Here is an 18348-nt window from a genome sequence, read left to right as displayed (position 1 = left end):
TTCTTTAGAATCCGTCATAAACCAGGTTACGAGCGCTCTTGATTTTCCAACGCAGCAAAAGCAAGAACTTCTACAAATCGACACATTAGAACAGCGTTATGATCGCTTAAAGAAACTGCTGCAAGAACAGCTTAAAATATTAAAAATCTCTAAAAACGTAAAATACATCCCTGAGGACCCAAGCTGGAATTAAAACCATGACAGTTGAATTTGTTTGTGAGCAATGCGAGAAAGACAATCTAACGGAGCTTTTAGAAGAGACTACCGTGATAAAATGTTGTCACTGCGACCATGAAACCAAAAAAACATTGACCAAAAGTATGCAGGCCGGCGGCAAGGTCGACCGCTGCGTTCTTTGTGACAAAATTCGGTTTTACGTGCAGAAAGATTTTAACCCGCGCTTAGGTATTCTAATTTTTATCATTGGTGTAATTTTCAGCTATCATACTTATTTCATTAGCTTATTTGTCGCAACGCTCATTGATTTTATTTTGTACCAGGTGCTTAAAACGGTGACAATTTGCTATCACTGTCGGGCGGTTTATCGCGGATTTGAAGAAGACCCGACACATCGTGGATTTGATCACAACCTCGCCCTGTCTTTAGTTGAAAAAGAAGAGAAAGAAAAGCAAGCCATGACCGCATAAAAATCAGTTGGTGAGACAATGAAAATAACACTCAGATTCTTCGGCCAGCTTCGTGAACTCGCTAAATGTGATGAAACAGACATTGAAGTAAAAAAAGGAACTAAAATCGGCGATTTAGTTTGGCTGGTGGGGGAACGGTTTCCAAATATGCGGCAGCACTTGAAAGTTGTGAGCTTTTCAATTGATAATGAGTACGCCTCTAAAGATACGGTTCTGAATGAAGGAAATGAAGTGAGTCTGCTCCCACCAATAAGCGGCGGATAACATGGTTGAATTGATAACTGAAAAAATCAGCGTCGATAAAATCTTAAACAAAGTCGAGGATCATTCGACAGGTGCGGTTGTTTTGTTTTTAGGACGAGTGCGGGATCACGCCAACGGGCATCAGGTGACTGGAATGGCCTATGAAGCCTATTCCGAGATGGCGCACAAAAAAATGCAAGAAATTGAAGATGAAATCAAAAAACGTTGGCCCGTTCAAAAGATCACCATGGTTCACCGAACAGGTAAGTTAGAGCTTGGAGAAATCAGCGTAGCAATTGCGGTCGCCTGTCCGCACCGGAAAGAAGCCTTCGAAGCGTGCCAATTTGCAATCGATACCTTGAAAGAAACGGTCCCGATTTGGAAGAAAGAACAGTTTGTAGATGGAGAAGCCTGGGTAGAGGGCACAGTGCCCGACCCCGGGATAACGCAATGAGGAGGGAAGTTCAAAAATGATGGTGCAACTCAGTATCATGCCAATTAGTGATGACCAACATTTAAGCAAACCTATTGCCAAGGCCGTAAAAATTATCCACGAAAGTGGTTTGGAGTATAAGCTCACGCCCATGGGCACGCTGATCAAAGGTGAATGGAAAGAAGTCATGGATGTAGCCAAAAAATGCCATGAAGCTGTGCGTGAAGACTTTGACCGGGTGACGACACAAATCAAAATTGATGACCTGAAAAGCGGTGATATTTCTTTTGATGACAAAATTCGGGCAGTGGAAGAAAAGGCTGAGATGGAATTTAAGAAGTGAGTAAATTCAGACGACACTTTTTTGTTTGTACAAACGCAAGGCCACCCTTTGCAAAACCTTCCTGTGGGCCTCAGAATTCCAATCAAATTTTGAGGCTGCTGCAAGAGGAAGTAGAAAAACGAGGCTTATTAAATGAAGTCAAAATCACCGGATGCGACTGCTTGGGGCCTTGCGAGGAAGGCCCAATTATGGTGGTTTATCCTGAAGGAACCTGGTACAAAAAAGTCACCACTGATGATGTTTCGGAAATTGTAGAGACGCATATAATTCAAGGTAAACCTGTAAATCGGCTTTTAGAACCGCAGGATGATATTTTATCTAAATGAAGTCACTCGTTTCGAATAGGAATTCGGGAGCACAATCTTTTCAATTGCCAAGATATACCAAGCATCAGATGTTATCCGATTTCCCCTTATTATGCTACGTAGGTGTTGAACAGTTAGCTTGTCTGGTGGATAGTACATTTTGCTTGTGAGTACAATGAAAAAATTGTAATCTTGGGGAAGTTATCCAGAAACTGTACAATCACTGGTTAGAAAATTCAGAAAACAGTTGACAAATACGACGCAATATCGTATAATTAGACCATGAAAGTAACCGCAATTATACCCGACGACTTAGTAGCTGATGTTAAGCAATTGACCCGGGGGAAAAATATCACCGACTCCTTGATAAAAGCACTATCCGAATGGGTATCTATTCAAAAAATTAAATCTTTAAATACCCAAATTGCTCAGACTCCTCTTGTTTTCAAAAAAGGATTTAGTGGCTCCTCTGTAAGAAAAATTAACAGACAGTGATTGTTATTGATACGTCAATTTGGATTGACTTTTTGAAGGCAAGTGAACCTGTGTTCTCGCGCATGCAGGGACTACTGGAGAATGGACAAGTGCTTGCAGTTGAATGTGTATTTGCAGAATTGATGCAGGGCGCCAGAGAAAAACGGGAACGTGATATAATATCTGAATATTGGCATAATTTACCAAAATACTCTATGGATGGGATTTTCTTTAAAGCAGGTATAGAATCTGGTCGAAGTAAATGGCTCATTAAAGGTGTCGGACTAATTGATTGTGCTATTTTAATGTATGCAAAAGAAACAAAAAGCCAGGTTTGGAGTTTGGATAAAAAATTGTTATCAATTTTAACAAAAGAAGATAGGTTTTCATAGCGCCTAAAAGTATAAGTTGTCTCCCTTTGTTTACGCTAAAATGGTTATTGTAAATCACCTAACAGGTGAAATAATATTCACGACATAAATTTTGAAAAATCGAAAGCCAAAGACCAAAAGCCAATGCCAACGGGTATTTAGGTATAAAAAAGATCTCAAATTATAATTGGAGGAGATATGGCAAAATCTGTTTTGATGGTGCTCGCTCACAATAATTTTCGGGATGAAGAATATACTGCTGCCCGTAGTGCTTTAGAAAATAGTGGCGCGAAAATCACCATCGCGTCTACCCTTAAGAACGGCGCGGCAGGGAGCCAGGGATTAAAATTAAACCCGGATTTGCTCATCGATGATGTTAACCCGGAAGACTACGATGCCGTGATTTTTATCGGTGGTACCGGTTCAAGTCAGTACTGGCACGATATTAAAGCTCATGAGATTGCACAGTCCGCTAACGACAGCGGGAAAGTCGTTGGAGCCAGTTCGCATGCTGTCGTGACCCTGGCCGTTGCCGGCTTGTTGAAAGGCAAACGTGCGACCAGCCACGTGACAGTTTATGAAAAACTCCAAGTTCAGGGAGCGGAATATACCGGCAAAAAAATCGAAGTGGACGGAAATATAATTACAAGCTGCGGAGCCAATGCAGCCAAAGAGTTTGCGCAGGCTTTGACTCAAGCGATTAAATAAGGCAACATGGGATCTTGCTGTCGAAAAACTCAGAAGGTTGTCATTTTTTCTTTTCTCTTATGGACGGCGCAATGCTAAAGCATTGCACTCCTTTCTAAAATGATGAAATTCCCTGACATTCCTTACAATTCATACAGTAAATTTTTAAAAGAAACATTCGGCCAGCGGGTTCAAAAAATCGCGGTGCACGCCGGCTTCACTTGTCCGAATCGTGACGGCACAGTGGCATATGGCGGGTGCACCTACTGCAACATCGACAGCTTCACGCCCGAAGCCGCCCGCGCAAGAATCCCTATTAAAGAACAAGTACGCACAGGAATTGACTATTGGAAAACACGGCATGACGTTAAAGCTTTCATGGTATATTTTCAACCCTACTCAAATACCTACGCTCCGTTAGACCATTTGAAAAAACTCTATGAAGAAGCATTAGAGCACCCCGAAGTTGTCGGCATTTCTATCGGTACCCGGCCAGACTGTATCGACGACGAAAAGCTGGCGTATTTTGAGGACCTTAGCCAACACACTTTCGTCACTATCGAATATGGCATCGAATCCGTACATGACGAAACGCTTCGTCTAATTAACCGGGGCCACGATTATAATTGCACTAAGACAGGGATCAAAAAAACGGCCGGGCGAGGGATTCACGTTTGCTCTCATGTGATTTTAGGGTTTCCATCTGAGACAGAAAAACAGATGTTGAAAACTGCAGAGGAAATCTCAAAGCTGCCGCTGAATTTCATCAAGATTCATAACCTTCATATCGTTCGTTACACAGAATTGGCTAAGGAGTATTTAAAGAATCCCTTCCATATCTTCACATTTAAAGAATGGGTGGACATGGTTTGCCGATTTCTGGAACGCCTTAATCCTCAATTCATTGTCGAAAGATTGTCAGGTGACGCACCTAAAAAGCTGCTCATAGAGCCGCAGTGGTGCAGAGATAGCGCAAAAATTATTTACGCTGTTCAGCAGGAACTGAAACGCCGTGGTACTTACCAGGGCAAACTTTTTAAGCAACCGGTTCTTGAGCCGGCATAGGTCAAATAAAAATGGATGAGCAAAAGAAAAGCAAAGCAAAAAAACATTTGGTTCTTTTAACTATAGCAGTAGTGGGAGTCTTGATTGCGCTTTCACTCATTTCGATTGTTTCTTCAGGAAATTAAGGAGTCATAAAATAAATGCAAGATTTAATCAGAACTTTATTAAAGGAAATCGGCGAGGATCCCGATCGGGAAGGGCTCAAGAGGACCCCGATTCGGGTTGAAAAGTCATACAAATTTCTGACCAGCGGTTACAATCAGGACGTCTGTAAAATCATAAATGATGCGCTTTTTTATGAAAAATATGATGAGATGGTTATCGTGAAAGACATCGAGCTTTATAGTCTATGCGAACACCACATGCTGCCTTTTTATGGAAAATGCCACGTCGGCTACATGCCTAACGGAAAAGTTGTTGGACTGAGTAAAATTCCGAGAATTGTCGATGCTTTCGCAAAGCGCCTGCAGGTACAGGAAAGACTGACTTTCCAAATCGCGGACATTTTAATGGAATGTCTCGAACCGCAGGGCGTCGGTGTGGTGGTCGAAGCCCGGCATTTGTGTATGATGATGAGAGGCGTTCAAAAACAGAGCACGGTAGTAACCACAAGCGCCATGTTGGGCGTCTTCCGAGATAATCAAAGCACACGAGATGAGTTTATGCACTTGATTAAGGCGCAGAGGTACGCATAATAGTTCGTAGTTAGTTTGTAGTTCAAGCAGTTCAAGCTTTAGCTTGATTCCAGCCTGAAGGCTGAACTACAAACGGAACTACAAACAGGAGGAACAAATGGCTAAACTCACTTTTTTAAGTCATGCGGCTTTTCTTTTGGAAACTAATGGGATAAGAATTCTAATTGATCCCTTTTTAACTGGAAATCCTTTAGCCACTTTAAAACCCGAAGAAATCAAATGCGACTATATTTTACTGACTCACGGTCACGGCGATCATGTTGGCGACACGGTAGAAATTGCAAAGGGTAACAACGCCACGGTCATTTCGAATTATGAAATCGCAAGTTGGTGTGGTTCGCAAGGATTAACAGCACACCCAATGCATATCGGCGGTGCCCATAAGTTTCCATTTGGCCGGATTAAGCTAACAATTGCTCATCATGGTTCAGGGTATGAATCCAATGGCCAAATGATTTACATGGGGAATCCGGCCGGAGCGCTTATCACGGTTGAAGGAAAAACGATTTACCATGCAGGCGACACCGGGCTTTTTTACGACATGAAACTAATCGGCGAAATGAATTCAATTGATGTGGCCCTTTTACCTATCGGCGATAATTTTACAATGGGAATTGATGATGCAGTAAAAGCGGTCGAGTTTTTGAATCCCAGACTGGCCATCCCCATGCACTACAAAACGTTTGACGTTATCGATGTGGAACCGCAGGAATTTGTGCGGAAAATTGAATCCAGCGGAATGAAAGCTCAGGTTTTAGCAGTTGGTGAAGAATTAACTGTTTAGATTTTTTCCGTAAGCTTTGGGTGCCCGGTGAACTTTTTTGATTTGCTCGGGCATTTTTGATTTCATTTTAAAAACATCAAATATGCCTCGCGTTCTTTTTCTCATGCCTACCAAAACTTACCGGGCAAGCGCTTTTTTAGCTGCTGCAGAAAAACTCAATATTGATGCGGTAGTGGGCTCGGAGCGAAAACAAGCCTTGGAAGTCTTCACGCCGGACAGAACCCTGACTCTTGATTTTTCCTCTCCAGAAAAGGCGACCCAAAGGATTGTCGAATTTGCAAAAAAACACCCGCTGAATGCAATCATCCCTGTCGATGAAGATACAGCGGTAATTGGCTCTTTGGCTGCTGAAGCTTTGGGGCTACCTCACAATTCTTCTGAATCCGTCATCGCAGCCCGGGAGAAACAGCGAATGCGTGCAATTCTTAACAAAGCGGATCTTCCTTCCCCGGATTACACGGTTTTTTCAACTCATGAGGAACCCGAAGAGTTGGCAGAAAAGATGGACTACCCGGGTGTACTTAAACCGTTATTCCTTTCGAGCAGCCGCGGCGTCATTCGAGTTAACAATTTTGGAGAATTTGTTTCCGCCTTTAAAAGGATTAAGAAGATTTTAGCTAACTCGGAAATTATCAAACTCGACCCAAAATTAAGTCAGAACATTATGATCGAAACATTCATCCCCGGAGATGAAGTCGCTGTTGAAGGTATTTTTACTGAGGGTAAGTTAAAAATTCTTGCCATCTTCGATAAACCCGACCCGCTAAACGGGCCTTATTTTGAAGAAACTATTTATGTAACGCCATCAAGACATCCGCCAAAAATGCAACAACAATTGGAAAATACTATCGTGCAAGCTTCGCAGGCGATGGGAATTAAGCATGGTGCGGTTCATGCTGAGCTGCGAATTAATCAAGATGGCGTTTGGTTAATTGAAATTGCCGCCCGGTCAATCGGCGGTTTGTGTTCGAAGACCCTCAGATTTGATGGAGACATTACCTTGGAAGAGCTTATTCTCCGTCATGCAATTGGTGAAAAAATAGAAGAGTTCAACAGAGAAAAACAAGCGGCGGGCGTGATGATGATTCCGATTCCGAAACTCGGCATATTAAAAGAGATCCTTGGTTTGAAACAGGCACAGTCTGTAAAAGGAATCGAAGAGATAAAAATAACTATCCCCATTAGTCAGAAGGTTGTACCGCTACCTGAAGGGAATAAATATTTTGGATTTATTTTTTCGCGGAGTGAAAAGCCGGAAGTAGTTGAAGAGACACTGAAAGAGGCTCACGAACGATTGGAATTTGTGATCGAATAACGTTACTTCTCCGGCTGATAATACGGATTTTGACCACCCGCGTGGTCAGTTACATCCATCACACCTTTAAGCTCCGGAATGGCTTCCTTGAGCATCACTTCAACGCCCTGTTTTAAGGTCACATCGACCATTCCGCAACCCTGGCAGCCGCCGCCAAACTTTAGATAGGCGATATTCTCTTTCACGTCAACGAGTGAAACATGACCGCCGTGCGAGGCCACACCCGGATTGACTTTTGAGTCAATTATTTGCTGGACTTTCTCCGCGACAGGTCCTGTTGGGTTCGGAGCCGCCGCTGTTTTTGGATTGGTAATTTTAAAACCACTTTCGTTTAACCCGGAAACATAATCAACTGTCGCGCCTTTAGCCAAAGGAGCGCTCTGTGAATCAATGTAAACTTTGAATTCCCCAGTATCCATGACCTCTTCTTCAGCATTCTCTTGTCCGGGCTCTACAAAAGCAATTCCGTAATCAACTGCAAGGGGAGACATCCCTCTTTGTGCAGTGACTCGCATTCCGCAGCCCGGTCGATTTTCAGTTTCTAATATTGAAAGAAATTTTTGCTTTGCATTGTCGGTAATTGTTATCATAATATCCTCTTCTTAAAAAGATCTACGCGAGATAATACATTTTTATCTTTCAAAAAGCAAGCATAATTTGATCTATATTTTAAAACTTATCCGCCAATTTGATACATTTCGACTTTTCTTTCCGACGAAGTGTCGGTAGAAGAAAGCCTCTCTTCAGAATAACGATCTATTCGTTCCAACCAAAGGGATTGCAGCATCTCAAACAATTCTTTCTCCGAAGCCCCCTCTCTCATTGGGGTCATGACATCAAACCCCGTGTTTGCAAAAAGGCAGGTATAAATTTTACCGTCTGCTGAAAGTCGTGCACGTGTGCAATCACCGCAAAAGGGTTGCGTGACTGATGCTATTATGCCAAACTCACCGCTTCCGTCGAGATATCTATAACGATTTGCAACTTCGCCTTTATAATTTTTATCAATTGGCTCAATAGACCATTTAGAAGAAATGACTTCGATGATTTCCTGTGCCGAGACAACATCGTCCATTCTCCAACCATTAAGATTACCGACATCCATGTATTCAATAAACCGGATAATGTGGCCATTGTTTTTAGCAAAGGCTGACAACTTCAAAATTTCTTGGTCGTTGACGTCTCTCTGAAGAACGGTATTAATTTTTATTGGAAAAAACTCCAATTCGGCAGCATGATCAATGCCCTCCAAAACCCGATGTAATTCCAAATGCCGACCGGCCATCTTCTTAAATAATTCAGGATCTAAAGTATCCAAACTTATGGTTAGCCTTTTCAGGCCAGCATCTTTTAAAATCTTAGCTTTTTCTTTTAAAAAATAACCATTGGTTGTCAAAGCAATGTCGTCGATGCCGGAAACCTTCGAAAGCATTTGCACCAGTACATCTAACTCCTGACGCAAGAGCGGCTCTCCACCGGTTATTCTTATTTTATGAACGCCCAACTGAACAAATAATTTGACCAGACGAGTTGTTTCCTCAAATGTCAGGATTTTATCTTTGGACAAGAACTCGTACTTGTGCCCGAATATTTCTTCCGGCATGCAATAATGACATCTAAAGTTACATTTATCCGTTACCGAAATACGCAGATCCCGCACGGGTCTGTTGAGTTTATCTATTATCATAAAGTTTATGGATTAGTGGGCCTGATATCAATTTCACTAACCATTGCCCTTTGGGGCAGCTTAATCGCTTCGACAATTGTGTGAGAGACATCATCCGCTTTTAAAATGGTGTCTTTTTTCGTTTGGGAGTGTCTAAAAAAATGCGTGTCTACTGAACCGGGGCAAATGGCCAGCACTCGCACACCTGCATCTCTTTCTTCCAACATTAAACATTTCGAAAATCCAAGCACACCCCACTTTGTAGCTGCATACCCGGCGCCACCTACAAACGAATTCTTTCCTGCTAGAGATGCTACATTTATTATAAAACTTTCGTTTTTCTTTTTTAAATAGGGCAAGGCTTCTCGCGTGCAAAGAAACAGGCCACGCATATTCACTTCGAACATTTGATCCCAGTCTTGAGTGGAAAATTCTTCGACACGACCAAACAGGCCAATCCCTGCATTGTTTACCAGTATGTCCAAACCACCGAAATTATCAACAGTTTTTTGTATGATTGTCTTAACATGACTTTCACGGGTTAGGTCTGCTTCAACCGGCAGCGCTTTTCTTCCCACATTACCGATCTCCCGGGCCAAACTTTGTAAATCCGACATGGTGCGCGATGCGATTACAACATTAGCGCCATCTTTCGCCAGAGCTAAAGCAGTCGCCCGGCCAATGCCTTTTCCCGCACCGGTAACCACCGCAACTTTGTTCTTAATCTCCATTTTATTGAATCCTGTGTTTTAAGTCTTAAAGCCAAAACGCATTTTCAATATGCCGGATTTGATGTTTCGAACCTTGCAGCTCAACCGCAATGACATCGAACCTGCAGTCCATTCCGTTTATTTCATTATCTTGCAAATATTTTTCTGCGACCCTGCCAATTTGCTCTTGTTTGCGCTGATCGACCCAGTTCTCAGGTGGACCAAATGAATTTCCCCGTGCGGTTTTAACCTCTACAAAAACCAAAATGTTATCCTGCCTGGCAATAATATCTATTTCTCCTCGTGCCCATCGATAATTACGTTGGACAATATCATAGGCTTTTTCTTGGAGAAATTTCGCGGCGATGTCTTCACCAAGATTACCAACATTTTTGCGTGAGCGAGTCATTTTCAATCACTAAAATCGAGTTCTAACTGAAATCTTTTCGGATGAAAAGAGCGCCGGTGAATAGGACAATAACCAAATTCCTCAATTGCATCTAAATGCTCACGGGTCGCATACCCTTTGTGATTCGCAAACCCATATTGAGGAAATTCCTGATCGTATTCACGCATCATTCTATCACGGGTTACTTTGGCCAATATTGAAGCAGCAGCGACAGAATAGCTGATACTGTCTCCTTTTACAATCGTCGTAAATGGTATATCATTTCTTGGAAACGCCCTGCCATCAACAAGCAAATGCTCCGGCTGTGTATCCAAGTTTTCCAAAGCTCGATCCATAGCCAGAAATGACGCCTGATAAATATTAATGCGATCGATCTCCCCCACTTCGGCAGCGCCGATTCCACAAAGGGTTTCATTTAAAATCAGATCAAACAAGTACTCACGAATCTCTTCGGTCAATTTCTTAGAATCATTGATCATCGAGATTTGCGGATTTTCATAAAAAACAACTGCGGCGGCAACAACCGGTCCGGCTAACGGGCCGCGGCCGGCTTCATCCAATCCGGCAACATATTTTTTGCCTTCATTCCAAAGGTTCCTCTCGTATCGCAGCATTTTTCGGATTCTCTTACGTTCCTCAGTATTTAAATCTCTTTGGAAAGGATTTTTCAAATAGAACCTTTGAACGACTAATTAATTATTTAATCTAACCAAACCGAATGCGAATGTCAAGATTGTGTTGGGTGAAATAATAGTCCCATTTGTACAATAAAAAAAAGCCATCAAAAAACGCCCTCTATGATGGCTTCGGATAATGATCTTTTTTATGAGGTTATTTTATTTCTGATTTTCTAACCTTTTAACCAATTTATCATACATCTCCTTATAGGAGGTCTTAGCAATTTGTTTGTAGAAAGAATCACGATAACTTCTTGCTGTACTTACTCCGTCAATTTCCATGTCGTATGTTTTCCACTCATTGTCTACCTTATGCATCTTGTATGTAATCTCGAATTGTTTTCGCTTTTTATAGGCGATAGTCGTTACTTTGGCTTTTGAGCCGTTTATTTCCGGCTCTTCATAAACCATCCTATCTGCCCGATAAATCTCTAATTTTTTCACCGATGAGTTCCTGATAAGCTGCTGAAAAACATTTGCAAAATCTCTCTTTTCCTGTTTCGTTCGTTCCTTCCAGTATTTACCTAACGCAAGTCTCGAAAGCTCGTTAAAGTCCATAAAAGAGTTTATTATATCTTTTAATCTTTCCTTAGTTTCGCCTTTGACTTCATCTTTGTTACCAATGATTTCCTCAACCGTTTTGTTTCGGTTCTTGATGATTTCTACGGGAGATTCTTCGACTGCTGCAATACCACTTACTTGAAAACTTTGAACCAAAATTAAGATACTTATCATGGATAAATTTTTATTCTTAAATTGCATTTTTGATTCCTTCATTTTTTCACTCTTGCTAATTTGGGTAAAGATCGTTTCCGGATGCTTTGCTCAGTTTTGCTAAGGCTACGTTATATTTAAAAATGTTTTCTAAATGCGCGGCCTGCATAGATCCGTTTGCTTTAAATGCATCAATCAAGTCCTTCACTTCACCCACTCCAATATCCCAGGCCATAGATTCAGAGCGAAGCCAATTATCACTTGCTCTTAACGCCTTACGACTTTCTCGAAAATTGGTTCCGGCCTGAGTCACTTCCAGATAGGCCTTTTTTACTTCAAGTTTGATACCGCTAATTAAGGGTTCTTCCTTTTGAGATAATTTAGTGTATTCGGCTTGTGCAAGCCTTATCTTATCTCGCGTTTGAACGAAATTTAGATTCCAGTTCAATCCTACCACAATTCCCGGACGAAAAAAATTGGTGGGATTGTAAATAAAGTGACCTTTAGGGTCAAATCGATCTTTAGCAAAATTATATTTGATTTGTCCTCCCAGGAAGAATTGAGGGTAATAATCACTTTTTGAAACCCCAACCAATGCTCTCCGTGCACCAACACCCGCCCTCAATTGGGCAAGTTCGGGTCTATTCTGTAAAGCAGTTGCCGTATAAATCGAAAGACTGTCAAGGTCTGTCTCTAAGGGGTCAAGGTACTCTGTTTCAATGTCATAGTCGGTATTTTCAGAAAGACCCAGCGTTATTCTTAAAGCGGATTTGGTTAATTCAATCTTATCGAGGGTTTCACGATTTCTTTTATTCACTTCATACTGGGCAATTTGAAGTTTGAATAAATCAATCTGGCTAACCTCTTCAGCTCCCTCATCCAGCAACTCTTGAATCTTACTTTCGGCCTGATTCATCTCCTTCCTGGTGTCCTCAATTACGGCGAGCAGCTCTTTACCTAATAAGAGAGCCCAATATAGTCTTCTAACTTCAAGACGCACATCTTCTTTACTCTTTTCTAAACCTGCTTGCCCTGCTTCGACTCCAAACTCAGCAGCGGTAGAAAGCCCGCTTAACTTGCCAAATGTATAAATCGGTTGAATCAGATCCAGGTCAACCTGAGTAAAATATCGCAAATCTTCCGGTATGCTCGTAGTAACATCCTCAGCAATTACATAACCGCCCGTGGGGTCCAGTTCGCCCTCAGCTATGGGGCTCGGTCCCCAAACATTTCTCACCTGAAACTTCGGAAGAATCTTTGCGTGGGAAGCTTGAATTCGCCTGGCTTCTGAGACTTTTAAACTCAGTTGGGCATCCTGAATTTTTTGATTATTTTTAAAAGCCAGCTCTTCGCATTTTTTCAAGCTCAAGACCAGCTTTTCACTTTCCTGGCCAATTAGAATTTTCAAAGAGCAAAAAAGAATTAGCAAAAATATTGCGGTGCACTTTATAACCATTCGGCCCCTTTCGTTACTCCGCCTTTAAACGCACTTTAACTCCTGAATCAGCATCAGCATGCTTGAGAGCTCTTATGTCGTCATAATCGGCATAGGCAACGGCATCCGGATTGACCTTCCGCATCGAATTTGCGTCAGATAGAATTCCGACCCCGACCGGGGTATCAGGAGGCTTGCCACCAAACGTCTTTCTATAGGCCTCGTATGCATTGAATACGTATGTTCGCCATTCACCGAGGTGCTCTTTTCCGGACTCTGCAACCACCATCCAGGGTTTGCCAATTCCGCTTCTTCTCATTGCCGAGCCCACTGGTAATGTTGAACTCCAAACATACTTAACCGATTCAGGTATAAATCCGAGCTTCTTTTTAAAAACAAAATAAACGCCGGCGGCACTATCAATCTTCTTATTAAATCGCTCATCTGCACCCTCAGGAATTTCGTGTACCCGCCAACGAAAAGAAACATAGGGATATTTTTTTAAATTCCATTTGATATCTTTACCAATAATGACCGACTCCCCCTGATCTCTTGCTGCCAAATATTTATTCCCATTTTCTTCCTTTACATAATACGGTTTATTTTTTTTATTGTCTTTATCTTTCCAATTCCATCGTTTTGGCAATTTGTCTACATCACTTGCTTCGAAATTTTCCAATTCAACATATCCATATTCACCTAGCTCTCCAATCAAATATGGCATCGAATATTTCTTAAGTAATTTATCGCAATAACCATAATAATAACGAAGCAAACTATTTTTACCAAACTTCGTATTAGTGATTTTCCAGTCTCCCTCTTCATCCTTTAACAAATACAAGACCAGTTCAATCGCTTTATTTTTTTTATTCACATTATAGCGAAGTGTTGCGAAGTTTTCTTTGATCTCTTTTTCTTTAAATTCAAATTCTTCAGTATTTGCGTTGGAAGACCGGAGTTCTTGGTTGAGCTTATTTTTAATAGATTCGCGGAGTGCATTCAGGAAGGAGGTTTGTTCAAATGAACTTAATTTAGCCCAGCGTTTTTGTACAATTTGTGGAGCTAATCTTGAAAGGTTGAAAAGTTGATTAACTATTTCCAATTGTTTCTCTTCTTTTTCCTTAGAGGAATGAGAATTCTCTAGAGAAGTCCACTGCTCATAAAAAGACTCGACTGTTTTTTGAGGGTCATTCTTATCACTATTCTCGAAAGTCTGGCCGCCACTCGCAGTAAACAACAAAGAAGTCAGGATTAATATAACATATTTGCTTAAAGTTTTTCTCAAATTGCTCTACCTTTCTCAGTAACTTTAATTTGGAATCATTTTAGATACTAATGAATCAAGACCATTCTATTATGCCAGCCAGAGTCAGGTAATCTCAAAATCATTTAGTATTACTCGAAGATTCAACCCAATGTTCCTGATTAATTCGAGGAAGCAGGTAGTCTTTTTTCAAAAAACTGCAAAAGTGCTGGCAGAACGACCATAGCCGTCAGATAAGTGGCGCTTATGCCAATAATAGCCAAATCACCGATCGAATTAAGTCCCGGATGGCGTGCTAATATCAGTCCGGAATAACCGACTATGGTTGTCAAAGTGGTCATAGAAATCGCCGAACCTGTATTTCTTAAAACATGAGACAGGGAACCCGGCCCCTCTTCTTTGTATCGATGATAAATATGAACACCATTATCGACACCAATGCCAATAACCGTGGGCAAGACCACAATGTTGAACAAGTTAAATTTCATACCAAAAAGAAACATAACCACCCCCATCCAGAGGATACCTATAGCTAGTGGCATTAAAACAAACAAAACTGCCTTGAGATTTCGAAAATCCAGAAAGACGAGCAGAAAGACCACGCAGAATGCCAGAATTGCGGCCAACCTTCCTTCGCGAATCATAATGGTAAGCATATCCGCAAGAACAATGTTGGAACTAGATGCATGGACGGTTTTCCCTTTGGGAGTAGTAAATTTTCCAATATCATTGCGAAATTCAATTGCGTTCTTACCGTTCCTCAGGGCAACACTGGGGTAAATAAAAATAAAATTGCCAACCTCGCCTTTCTTGTTGACGAACTGGCGCCGGTCCTTTTCAGGCAAATCCTCCCATGAAAATGGCTCACGCACCTCCAGGTATTGCCTTAATTTGTCTAAGCGCTCTTTATCTTCACCGGTCACCACATCCTCTGCTTCGTTTTCAATAAGAGTGCGAATCTCGGTTATTTTATCTAGTTTTTGTCGTTGATCCTGAGGAACGAGGGAAAAAACAGATCTAACGGTCTTAACGGTGGGTGAAAGCGTATCGCCCTTTATAATTGCTCTAACAGCATCTACAATTTCATTCACTTCTTCTTTTGAATCGGCAAGCACAACGGCGGGAGATTCAGAAAGCTTAAACACCCCTCTTGTTTTCTCAGTAATAATTTTGCGATCCTTGGTGACGACTCGAAGCTCGGTAAAATCGTATTCAAAGCTAACCTGGGTAAAGCTGTAGATAGCAAATAAAGTAATGAGACCTGAAATCATCAAGATTGGCCTTGAGAATTGAAATTCTCGACGGTTAAAGTTTTGATTCTTACCGGCTACTGGTTTTATTCTTAATAAGTTCAATTTTTCAAATAGCGTAATAAACGCGGGCAGAACCACCACCATTGCCACCAGGGCGAATAACATGCCTACGCCTGCTATAAAACCTAAGTCAGAGAACCCTTTGAAATCCATTAGAGTTAAAGAAAAGAACGCAGCAGACGTCGTAACCGCCGTGGTGGCCAGGGCTTTACCGGTTTGGCAGACCAGCTTTTCAATAGAATCTTCAAAGGTCATACCCGCTTTTCGACATTCAATGTAACGGGCACACGCATGTATGCCGTAATCAATTCCTAATCCAAACAAGATCACAAATAAAAATCCGGTAATGGTATTTAAGCTGCCAATCACCCAATAGGTCACTCCGAAAGTCCAGGCTAAAGAAAAAAGCAGGCTTATAGTAATTAAAAAAGCGACGGTCAGGCGACGAAAATAGAGGACGAGCAATAGAAATACGCCGCCGAAACCAAAATAAGCCGTGCCAAAAATATCCTTTCTTATGACCTCGTATTGATCTAAACGATTTTTGAAGCTACCAGCGTAGAGCACTTGCATGTCAGGATCGAATTTCTTCGGATCTGTTGACTCCACGATTTGTTTGACTTCGTTAAGCATTTTCTTCACGAAACTAATACTGGCATTGGTGCCGCTAGGAAAGACCTTCAGAACCAATATTGTACTGTCATCGTTGGTGTAATATTCTTTGGGCTCTTTGTCCTGGTACTTTTCTTCCCAAATCATCAAATCGGATTCGGCCTCGTTATCCTCTTCATCGCCAAAGAGATCATCAACGAAGAGCGGATTGAGTTTCTGTTTCTCTGCATCGATTTTGTTTTGGACAATGGTGTGCAAAGAATCCAATTCATCCATTTCCAAGAAAAGCAAAGCATTCGTTTTGTAAAATGCGACATCATTTTTATAATCCACATTCTTTACAAAGGGACTTTCCTGAAGTTTGGCTGCCAGGTCGTGAGCAAAGGCTTTCGCTAATTCAAAATTTTTAGACTCCAATGCAATTCGAAGATGACTCACTCCCCCAACTTCATCTTTAATGCGATTCAAAGCTTTTACGCTTTCAAAGCTGTCGGGTAAAAGTTCGGCTAAATCGCTTTGCAGCGGTAATTTTGAAGCAAAATACCCGCCTATTGCGCTGGTAAAGAGAGCGACAATTAATATGGGAATGTAATATCGATAGACAAGGTGATATTTTTCGGAGAATCTTAACATCGGTTTTACCTTTAACTTTACTTAAGTCTCTTTGTCGTTTTAAAAACGTGCTTGCAGATATTACCAGAATATGAAATTTAGGATTTATACAATTACTTGCAACGTTTGTTTCAAACAAAAAACTTTATTTTGACGAAATATCAAGCAATTCTTTCAAACTGTCAGAACTAACGAGCAAAGGCTGAGGGTTAGTTGCTTTCAGCACTCTAGAGCAAACAGGCACCCACTTAATCTACATCCCCGTGTTGCCTCATAAAAAAACCTAACCCAAAGACGTAAATATTTTTATTAATTTTTAAAAAATTATTCACGCGATACGATTTTAAAAATAGGTTTGATTTTAAGTTTGATTTGTTGATGTAAATCAAACGGGTTTAGGGTTCTAAGATATCGTTTCAGTTGTTCGGTGGTTTGAGTGTCAAGATGTTTGGATTCAATTAATCTTTGAAACGGCGTTTTAGGTTTGTCATGTATTTTTTTGATTTTTGAGCCAACCCTGGTTTTGCTGATAAGTTTAACAGAAGGGATGAAAAAGTTAAAATAATCATTCCATTCTGATGTGTAGAGTTCATTGAGTAGATCTGTGAGCTTTGGGTTGTCAAACCTTTGGTAACCGAGCATTTGCCTGATATGTGTCCAGTTTTTACCTTCGACATGAGCATTATCGTTTTTATGATAAGCTCTTGCTCTGGTGAAAGCGACTGGTTTTTTCCTCTCAGTCAAGTATCTAACCAGGTGCCAATTTAAGAACTCCGAACCGTATCGCAATCAAAACCTTTGATTGTGAAGGGCAGGGTTTTCTCAATGTCTTTAATCGCCTCCAGAGTCCCTTGAGCGCCTTTACCCCAGGTGGCTCTTTGCTCCGTCCATCCGGTGGCGATATCGACGCAATTGATTGAAAAAACGTAACTTCCCTCGGTTGTGGTGCCACAGTGAGCGACGGTATCGGCTTCAATAAATCCCGGGATAGATTCATCCCACTGGTTGGTTTTGACGGGGATTTGTTTTCGGATAATTGAGCCGGGTTTTGTTGTGGCAAGTCCGCGCCTGGTAAACGCCGGTCTGCTCTTGGCCATGAGTCTGTCGATGGTTGAAGCTGACATGCCCGTCAGTTTCTCTTTGATATCATCACCGATAATGAATTTCTTAAAATGCGGCAGCCAGTCGGGGATGATTTCTTTGAGTCTTGTGGCGCAAGGCAGTTCAGCTTCTTTCCATATTTCCATCAACACCTCAAGGATGTCCGGATGGTCGTAGATTGACCTGCGGCCGGCTTTGTTTTTGATTTTGGTTTTTTTCGTGCCGGTTGCATTTAATAAGCAGATAGCATATTTTCTGTTATAGCCACAGACTGAACAGAATTCGTTGAGTATATTGGATTTCTGTTTTCTTGTGGCATATTTATACCGCAGGCGAATTGTTTGAAGATACTGTCGCTTTGAATGGATACCCATAATTTATCCTCCCTTTTTGGTAGATTGGGTTAGATAAATTACGAAGCAACGTCATCTTTTGCAATTTGCCTCGGTAACATTTTTTATGAGGCAATCCGT

22 protein-coding genes and 1 pseudogene are annotated in these 18348 nt (G+C 41.4%); 13 read left to right on the top strand and 10 right to left on the bottom strand.

What is annotated here, in order from left to right:
- From IH879_07185 to IH879_07125, 13 genes are all read left to right on the top strand, one after another.
- The coding region (locus IH879_07185; protein MCH7674719.1) for a hypothetical protein at window positions 1-193 on the top strand (193 nt) is incomplete at its 5' end.
- A 4-nt stretch (window positions 194-197) separates the two neighbouring features.
- Window positions 198-647 carry a hypothetical protein gene (locus tag IH879_07180; GenBank protein ID MCH7674718.1) on the top strand — a complete coding sequence of 150 codons (450 nt, stop codon included), beginning with the start codon at window positions 198-200 and terminating at the stop codon, window positions 645-647.
- Window positions 648-665: 18 nt separating this feature from the next.
- Entirely contained in the window at window positions 666-911 is a 246-nt protein-coding gene (locus tag IH879_07175) for a MoaD/ThiS family protein (GenBank protein ID MCH7674717.1), read from the top strand.
- A 1-nt stretch (window position 912) separates the two neighbouring features.
- Complete coding sequence (locus tag IH879_07170) at window positions 913-1344, top strand: molybdenum cofactor biosynthesis protein MoaE (protein MCH7674716.1); 432 nt, start codon at window positions 913-915, stop codon at window positions 1342-1344.
- Between the two features lie 16 nt (window positions 1345-1360).
- A complete protein-coding gene (locus IH879_07165) occupies window positions 1361-1666 on the top strand; it encodes an MTH1187 family thiamine-binding protein (GenBank protein MCH7674715.1) in 306 nt (101 codons plus the stop codon).
- Window positions 1663-1992, top strand: a complete 330-nt coding sequence (locus IH879_07160; GenBank protein MCH7674714.1) for a (2Fe-2S) ferredoxin domain-containing protein — start codon at window positions 1663-1665, stop codon at window positions 1990-1992. Before IH879_07165 ends, IH879_07160 begins: the two co-directional genes overlap by 4 nt.
- 261 nt (window positions 1993-2253) lie before the next feature.
- On the top strand, window positions 2254-2466 hold the full coding sequence (locus IH879_07155) for a DUF2191 domain-containing protein (GenBank protein ID MCH7674713.1): 213 nt from the start codon (window positions 2254-2256) through the stop codon (window positions 2464-2466).
- A complete protein-coding gene (locus IH879_07150; GenBank protein ID MCH7674712.1) occupies window positions 2463-2837 on the top strand; it encodes a PIN domain-containing protein in 375 nt (124 codons plus the stop codon). The genes IH879_07155 and IH879_07150 overlap by 4 nt, the downstream gene beginning before the upstream one ends.
- Window positions 2838-3014: 177 nt before the next feature.
- Complete coding sequence (locus tag IH879_07145; protein MCH7674711.1) at window positions 3015-3524, top strand: DJ-1/PfpI family protein; 510 nt, start codon at window positions 3015-3017, stop codon at window positions 3522-3524.
- A gap of 99 nt (window positions 3525-3623) precedes the next feature.
- A complete protein-coding gene (locus tag IH879_07140; GenBank protein ID MCH7674710.1) occupies window positions 3624-4568 on the top strand; it encodes a TIGR01212 family radical SAM protein in 945 nt (314 codons plus the stop codon).
- A 140-nt stretch (window positions 4569-4708) separates the two neighbouring features.
- Window positions 4709-5263: a GTP cyclohydrolase I FolE gene (gene folE / locus IH879_07135; GenBank protein MCH7674709.1), complete on the top strand. Its 555-nt coding sequence runs from the start codon at window positions 4709-4711 to the stop codon at window positions 5261-5263.
- 97 nt (window positions 5264-5360) lie between these two features.
- Window positions 5361-6047, top strand: a complete 687-nt coding sequence (locus tag IH879_07130; GenBank protein MCH7674708.1) for a metal-dependent hydrolase — start codon at window positions 5361-5363, stop codon at window positions 6045-6047.
- Between the two features lie 82 nt (window positions 6048-6129).
- Window positions 6130-7362: an ATP-grasp domain-containing protein gene (locus IH879_07125; GenBank protein ID MCH7674707.1), complete on the top strand. Its 1233-nt coding sequence runs from the start codon at window positions 6130-6132 to the stop codon at window positions 7360-7362.
- 2 nt (window positions 7363-7364) lie between these two features.
- Here the strand turns inward: IH879_07125 and IH879_07120 are convergent, their stop codons facing one another.
- From IH879_07120 to IH879_07075, 10 genes and pseudogenes are all read right to left on the bottom strand, one after another.
- Window positions 7365-7952, bottom strand: a complete 588-nt coding sequence (locus IH879_07120; GenBank protein MCH7674706.1) for a NifU family protein — start codon at window positions 7950-7952, stop codon at window positions 7365-7367.
- Window positions 7953-8038: 86 nt separating this feature from the next.
- Window positions 8039-9058, bottom strand: coding sequence for a GTP 3',8-cyclase MoaA (moaA, locus tag IH879_07115; protein MCH7674705.1), 1020 nt, complete (start codon window positions 9056-9058; stop codon window positions 8039-8041).
- Window positions 9055-9759 carry an SDR family NAD(P)-dependent oxidoreductase gene (locus IH879_07110; protein ID MCH7674704.1) on the bottom strand — a complete coding sequence of 235 codons (705 nt, stop codon included), beginning with the start codon at window positions 9757-9759 and terminating at the stop codon, window positions 9055-9057. The genes moaA and IH879_07110 overlap by 4 nt, the downstream gene beginning before the upstream one ends.
- Before the next feature lie 25 nt (window positions 9760-9784).
- Window positions 9785-10147 carry a YraN family protein gene (locus tag IH879_07105; GenBank protein ID MCH7674703.1) on the bottom strand — a complete coding sequence of 121 codons (363 nt, stop codon included), beginning with the start codon at window positions 10145-10147 and terminating at the stop codon, window positions 9785-9787.
- 2 nt (window positions 10148-10149) lie between these two features.
- Complete coding sequence (locus IH879_07100; protein ID MCH7674702.1) at window positions 10150-10761, bottom strand: ribonuclease HII; 612 nt, start codon at window positions 10759-10761, stop codon at window positions 10150-10152.
- 222 nt (window positions 10762-10983) lie between these two features.
- Complete coding sequence (locus IH879_07095) at window positions 10984-11601, bottom strand: ABC transporter substrate-binding protein (GenBank protein MCH7674701.1); 618 nt, start codon at window positions 11599-11601, stop codon at window positions 10984-10986.
- A gap of 13 nt (window positions 11602-11614) precedes the next feature.
- Window positions 11615-12946, bottom strand: a complete 1332-nt coding sequence (locus IH879_07090) for a TolC family protein (GenBank protein MCH7674700.1) — start codon at window positions 12944-12946, stop codon at window positions 11615-11617.
- Window positions 12947-13007: 61 nt separating this feature from the next.
- Window positions 13008-14258 (bottom strand): DUF3047 domain-containing protein, encoded by a 1251-nt coding sequence (locus tag IH879_07085; protein ID MCH7674699.1) that lies wholly within the window; start codon window positions 14256-14258, stop codon window positions 13008-13010.
- 140 nt (window positions 14259-14398) lie between these two features.
- Window positions 14399-16795, bottom strand: coding sequence for an MMPL family transporter (locus tag IH879_07080; GenBank protein MCH7674698.1), 2397 nt, complete (start codon window positions 16793-16795; stop codon window positions 14399-14401).
- Window positions 16796-17098: 303 nt separating this feature from the next.
- Window positions 17099-18249 (bottom strand): annotated as a pseudogene (locus IH879_07075) (integrase).
- Window positions 18250-18348: the final 99 nt, after the last annotated feature.

The sequence above is a fragment of the candidate division KSB1 bacterium genome, assembly GCA_022562085.1.
In the GTDB taxonomy this organism is placed as follows: Bacteria; Zhuqueibacterota; Zhuqueibacteria; order Oceanimicrobiales; family Oceanimicrobiaceae; genus Oceanimicrobium.
This window is presented reverse-complemented; position numbering and strand designations above follow the sequence as displayed.

Bases quoted from the DNA above. Each gene is read 5' to 3' on its own strand.
- IH879_07110 (MCH7674704.1), bottom strand. From the start codon at position 9,759: ATGGAGATTAAGAACAAAGTTGCGGTGGTTACCGGTGCGGGAAAAGGC.
- folE (MCH7674709.1), top strand. From the start codon at position 4,709: ATGCAAGATTTAATCAGAACTTTATTAAAGGAAATCGGCGAGGATCCC.
- IH879_07105 (MCH7674703.1), bottom strand. From the start codon at position 10,147: ATGACTCGCTCACGCAAAAATGTTGGTAATCTTGGTGAAGACATCGCC.
- IH879_07165 (MCH7674715.1), top strand. From the start codon at position 1,361: ATGATGGTGCAACTCAGTATCATGCCAATTAGTGATGACCAACATTTA.
- IH879_07145 (MCH7674711.1), top strand. From the start codon at position 3,015: ATGGCAAAATCTGTTTTGATGGTGCTCGCTCACAATAATTTTCGGGAT.
- IH879_07180 (MCH7674718.1), top strand. From the start codon at position 198: ATGACAGTTGAATTTGTTTGTGAGCAATGCGAGAAAGACAATCTAACG.
- IH879_07100 (MCH7674702.1), bottom strand. From the start codon at position 10,761: ATGCTGCGATACGAGAGGAACCTTTGGAATGAAGGCAAAAAATATGTT.
- IH879_07130 (MCH7674708.1), top strand. From the start codon at position 5,361: ATGGCTAAACTCACTTTTTTAAGTCATGCGGCTTTTCTTTTGGAAACT.
- IH879_07175 (MCH7674717.1), top strand. From the start codon at position 666: ATGAAAATAACACTCAGATTCTTCGGCCAGCTTCGTGAACTCGCTAAA.
- IH879_07140 (MCH7674710.1), top strand. From the start codon at position 3,624: ATGATGAAATTCCCTGACATTCCTTACAATTCATACAGTAAATTTTTA.
- IH879_07120 (MCH7674706.1), bottom strand. From the start codon at position 7,952: ATGATAACAATTACCGACAATGCAAAGCAAAAATTTCTTTCAATATTA.
- IH879_07170 (MCH7674716.1), top strand. From the start codon at position 913: ATGGTTGAATTGATAACTGAAAAAATCAGCGTCGATAAAATCTTAAAC.
- IH879_07080 (MCH7674698.1), bottom strand. From the start codon at position 16,795: ATGTTAAGATTCTCCGAAAAATATCACCTTGTCTATCGATATTACATT.
- IH879_07125 (MCH7674707.1), top strand. From the start codon at position 6,130: ATGCCTCGCGTTCTTTTTCTCATGCCTACCAAAACTTACCGGGCAAGC.
- IH879_07155 (MCH7674713.1), top strand. From the start codon at position 2,254: ATGAAAGTAACCGCAATTATACCCGACGACTTAGTAGCTGATGTTAAG.
- IH879_07095 (MCH7674701.1), bottom strand. From the start codon at position 11,601: ATGAAGGAATCAAAAATGCAATTTAAGAATAAAAATTTATCCATGATA.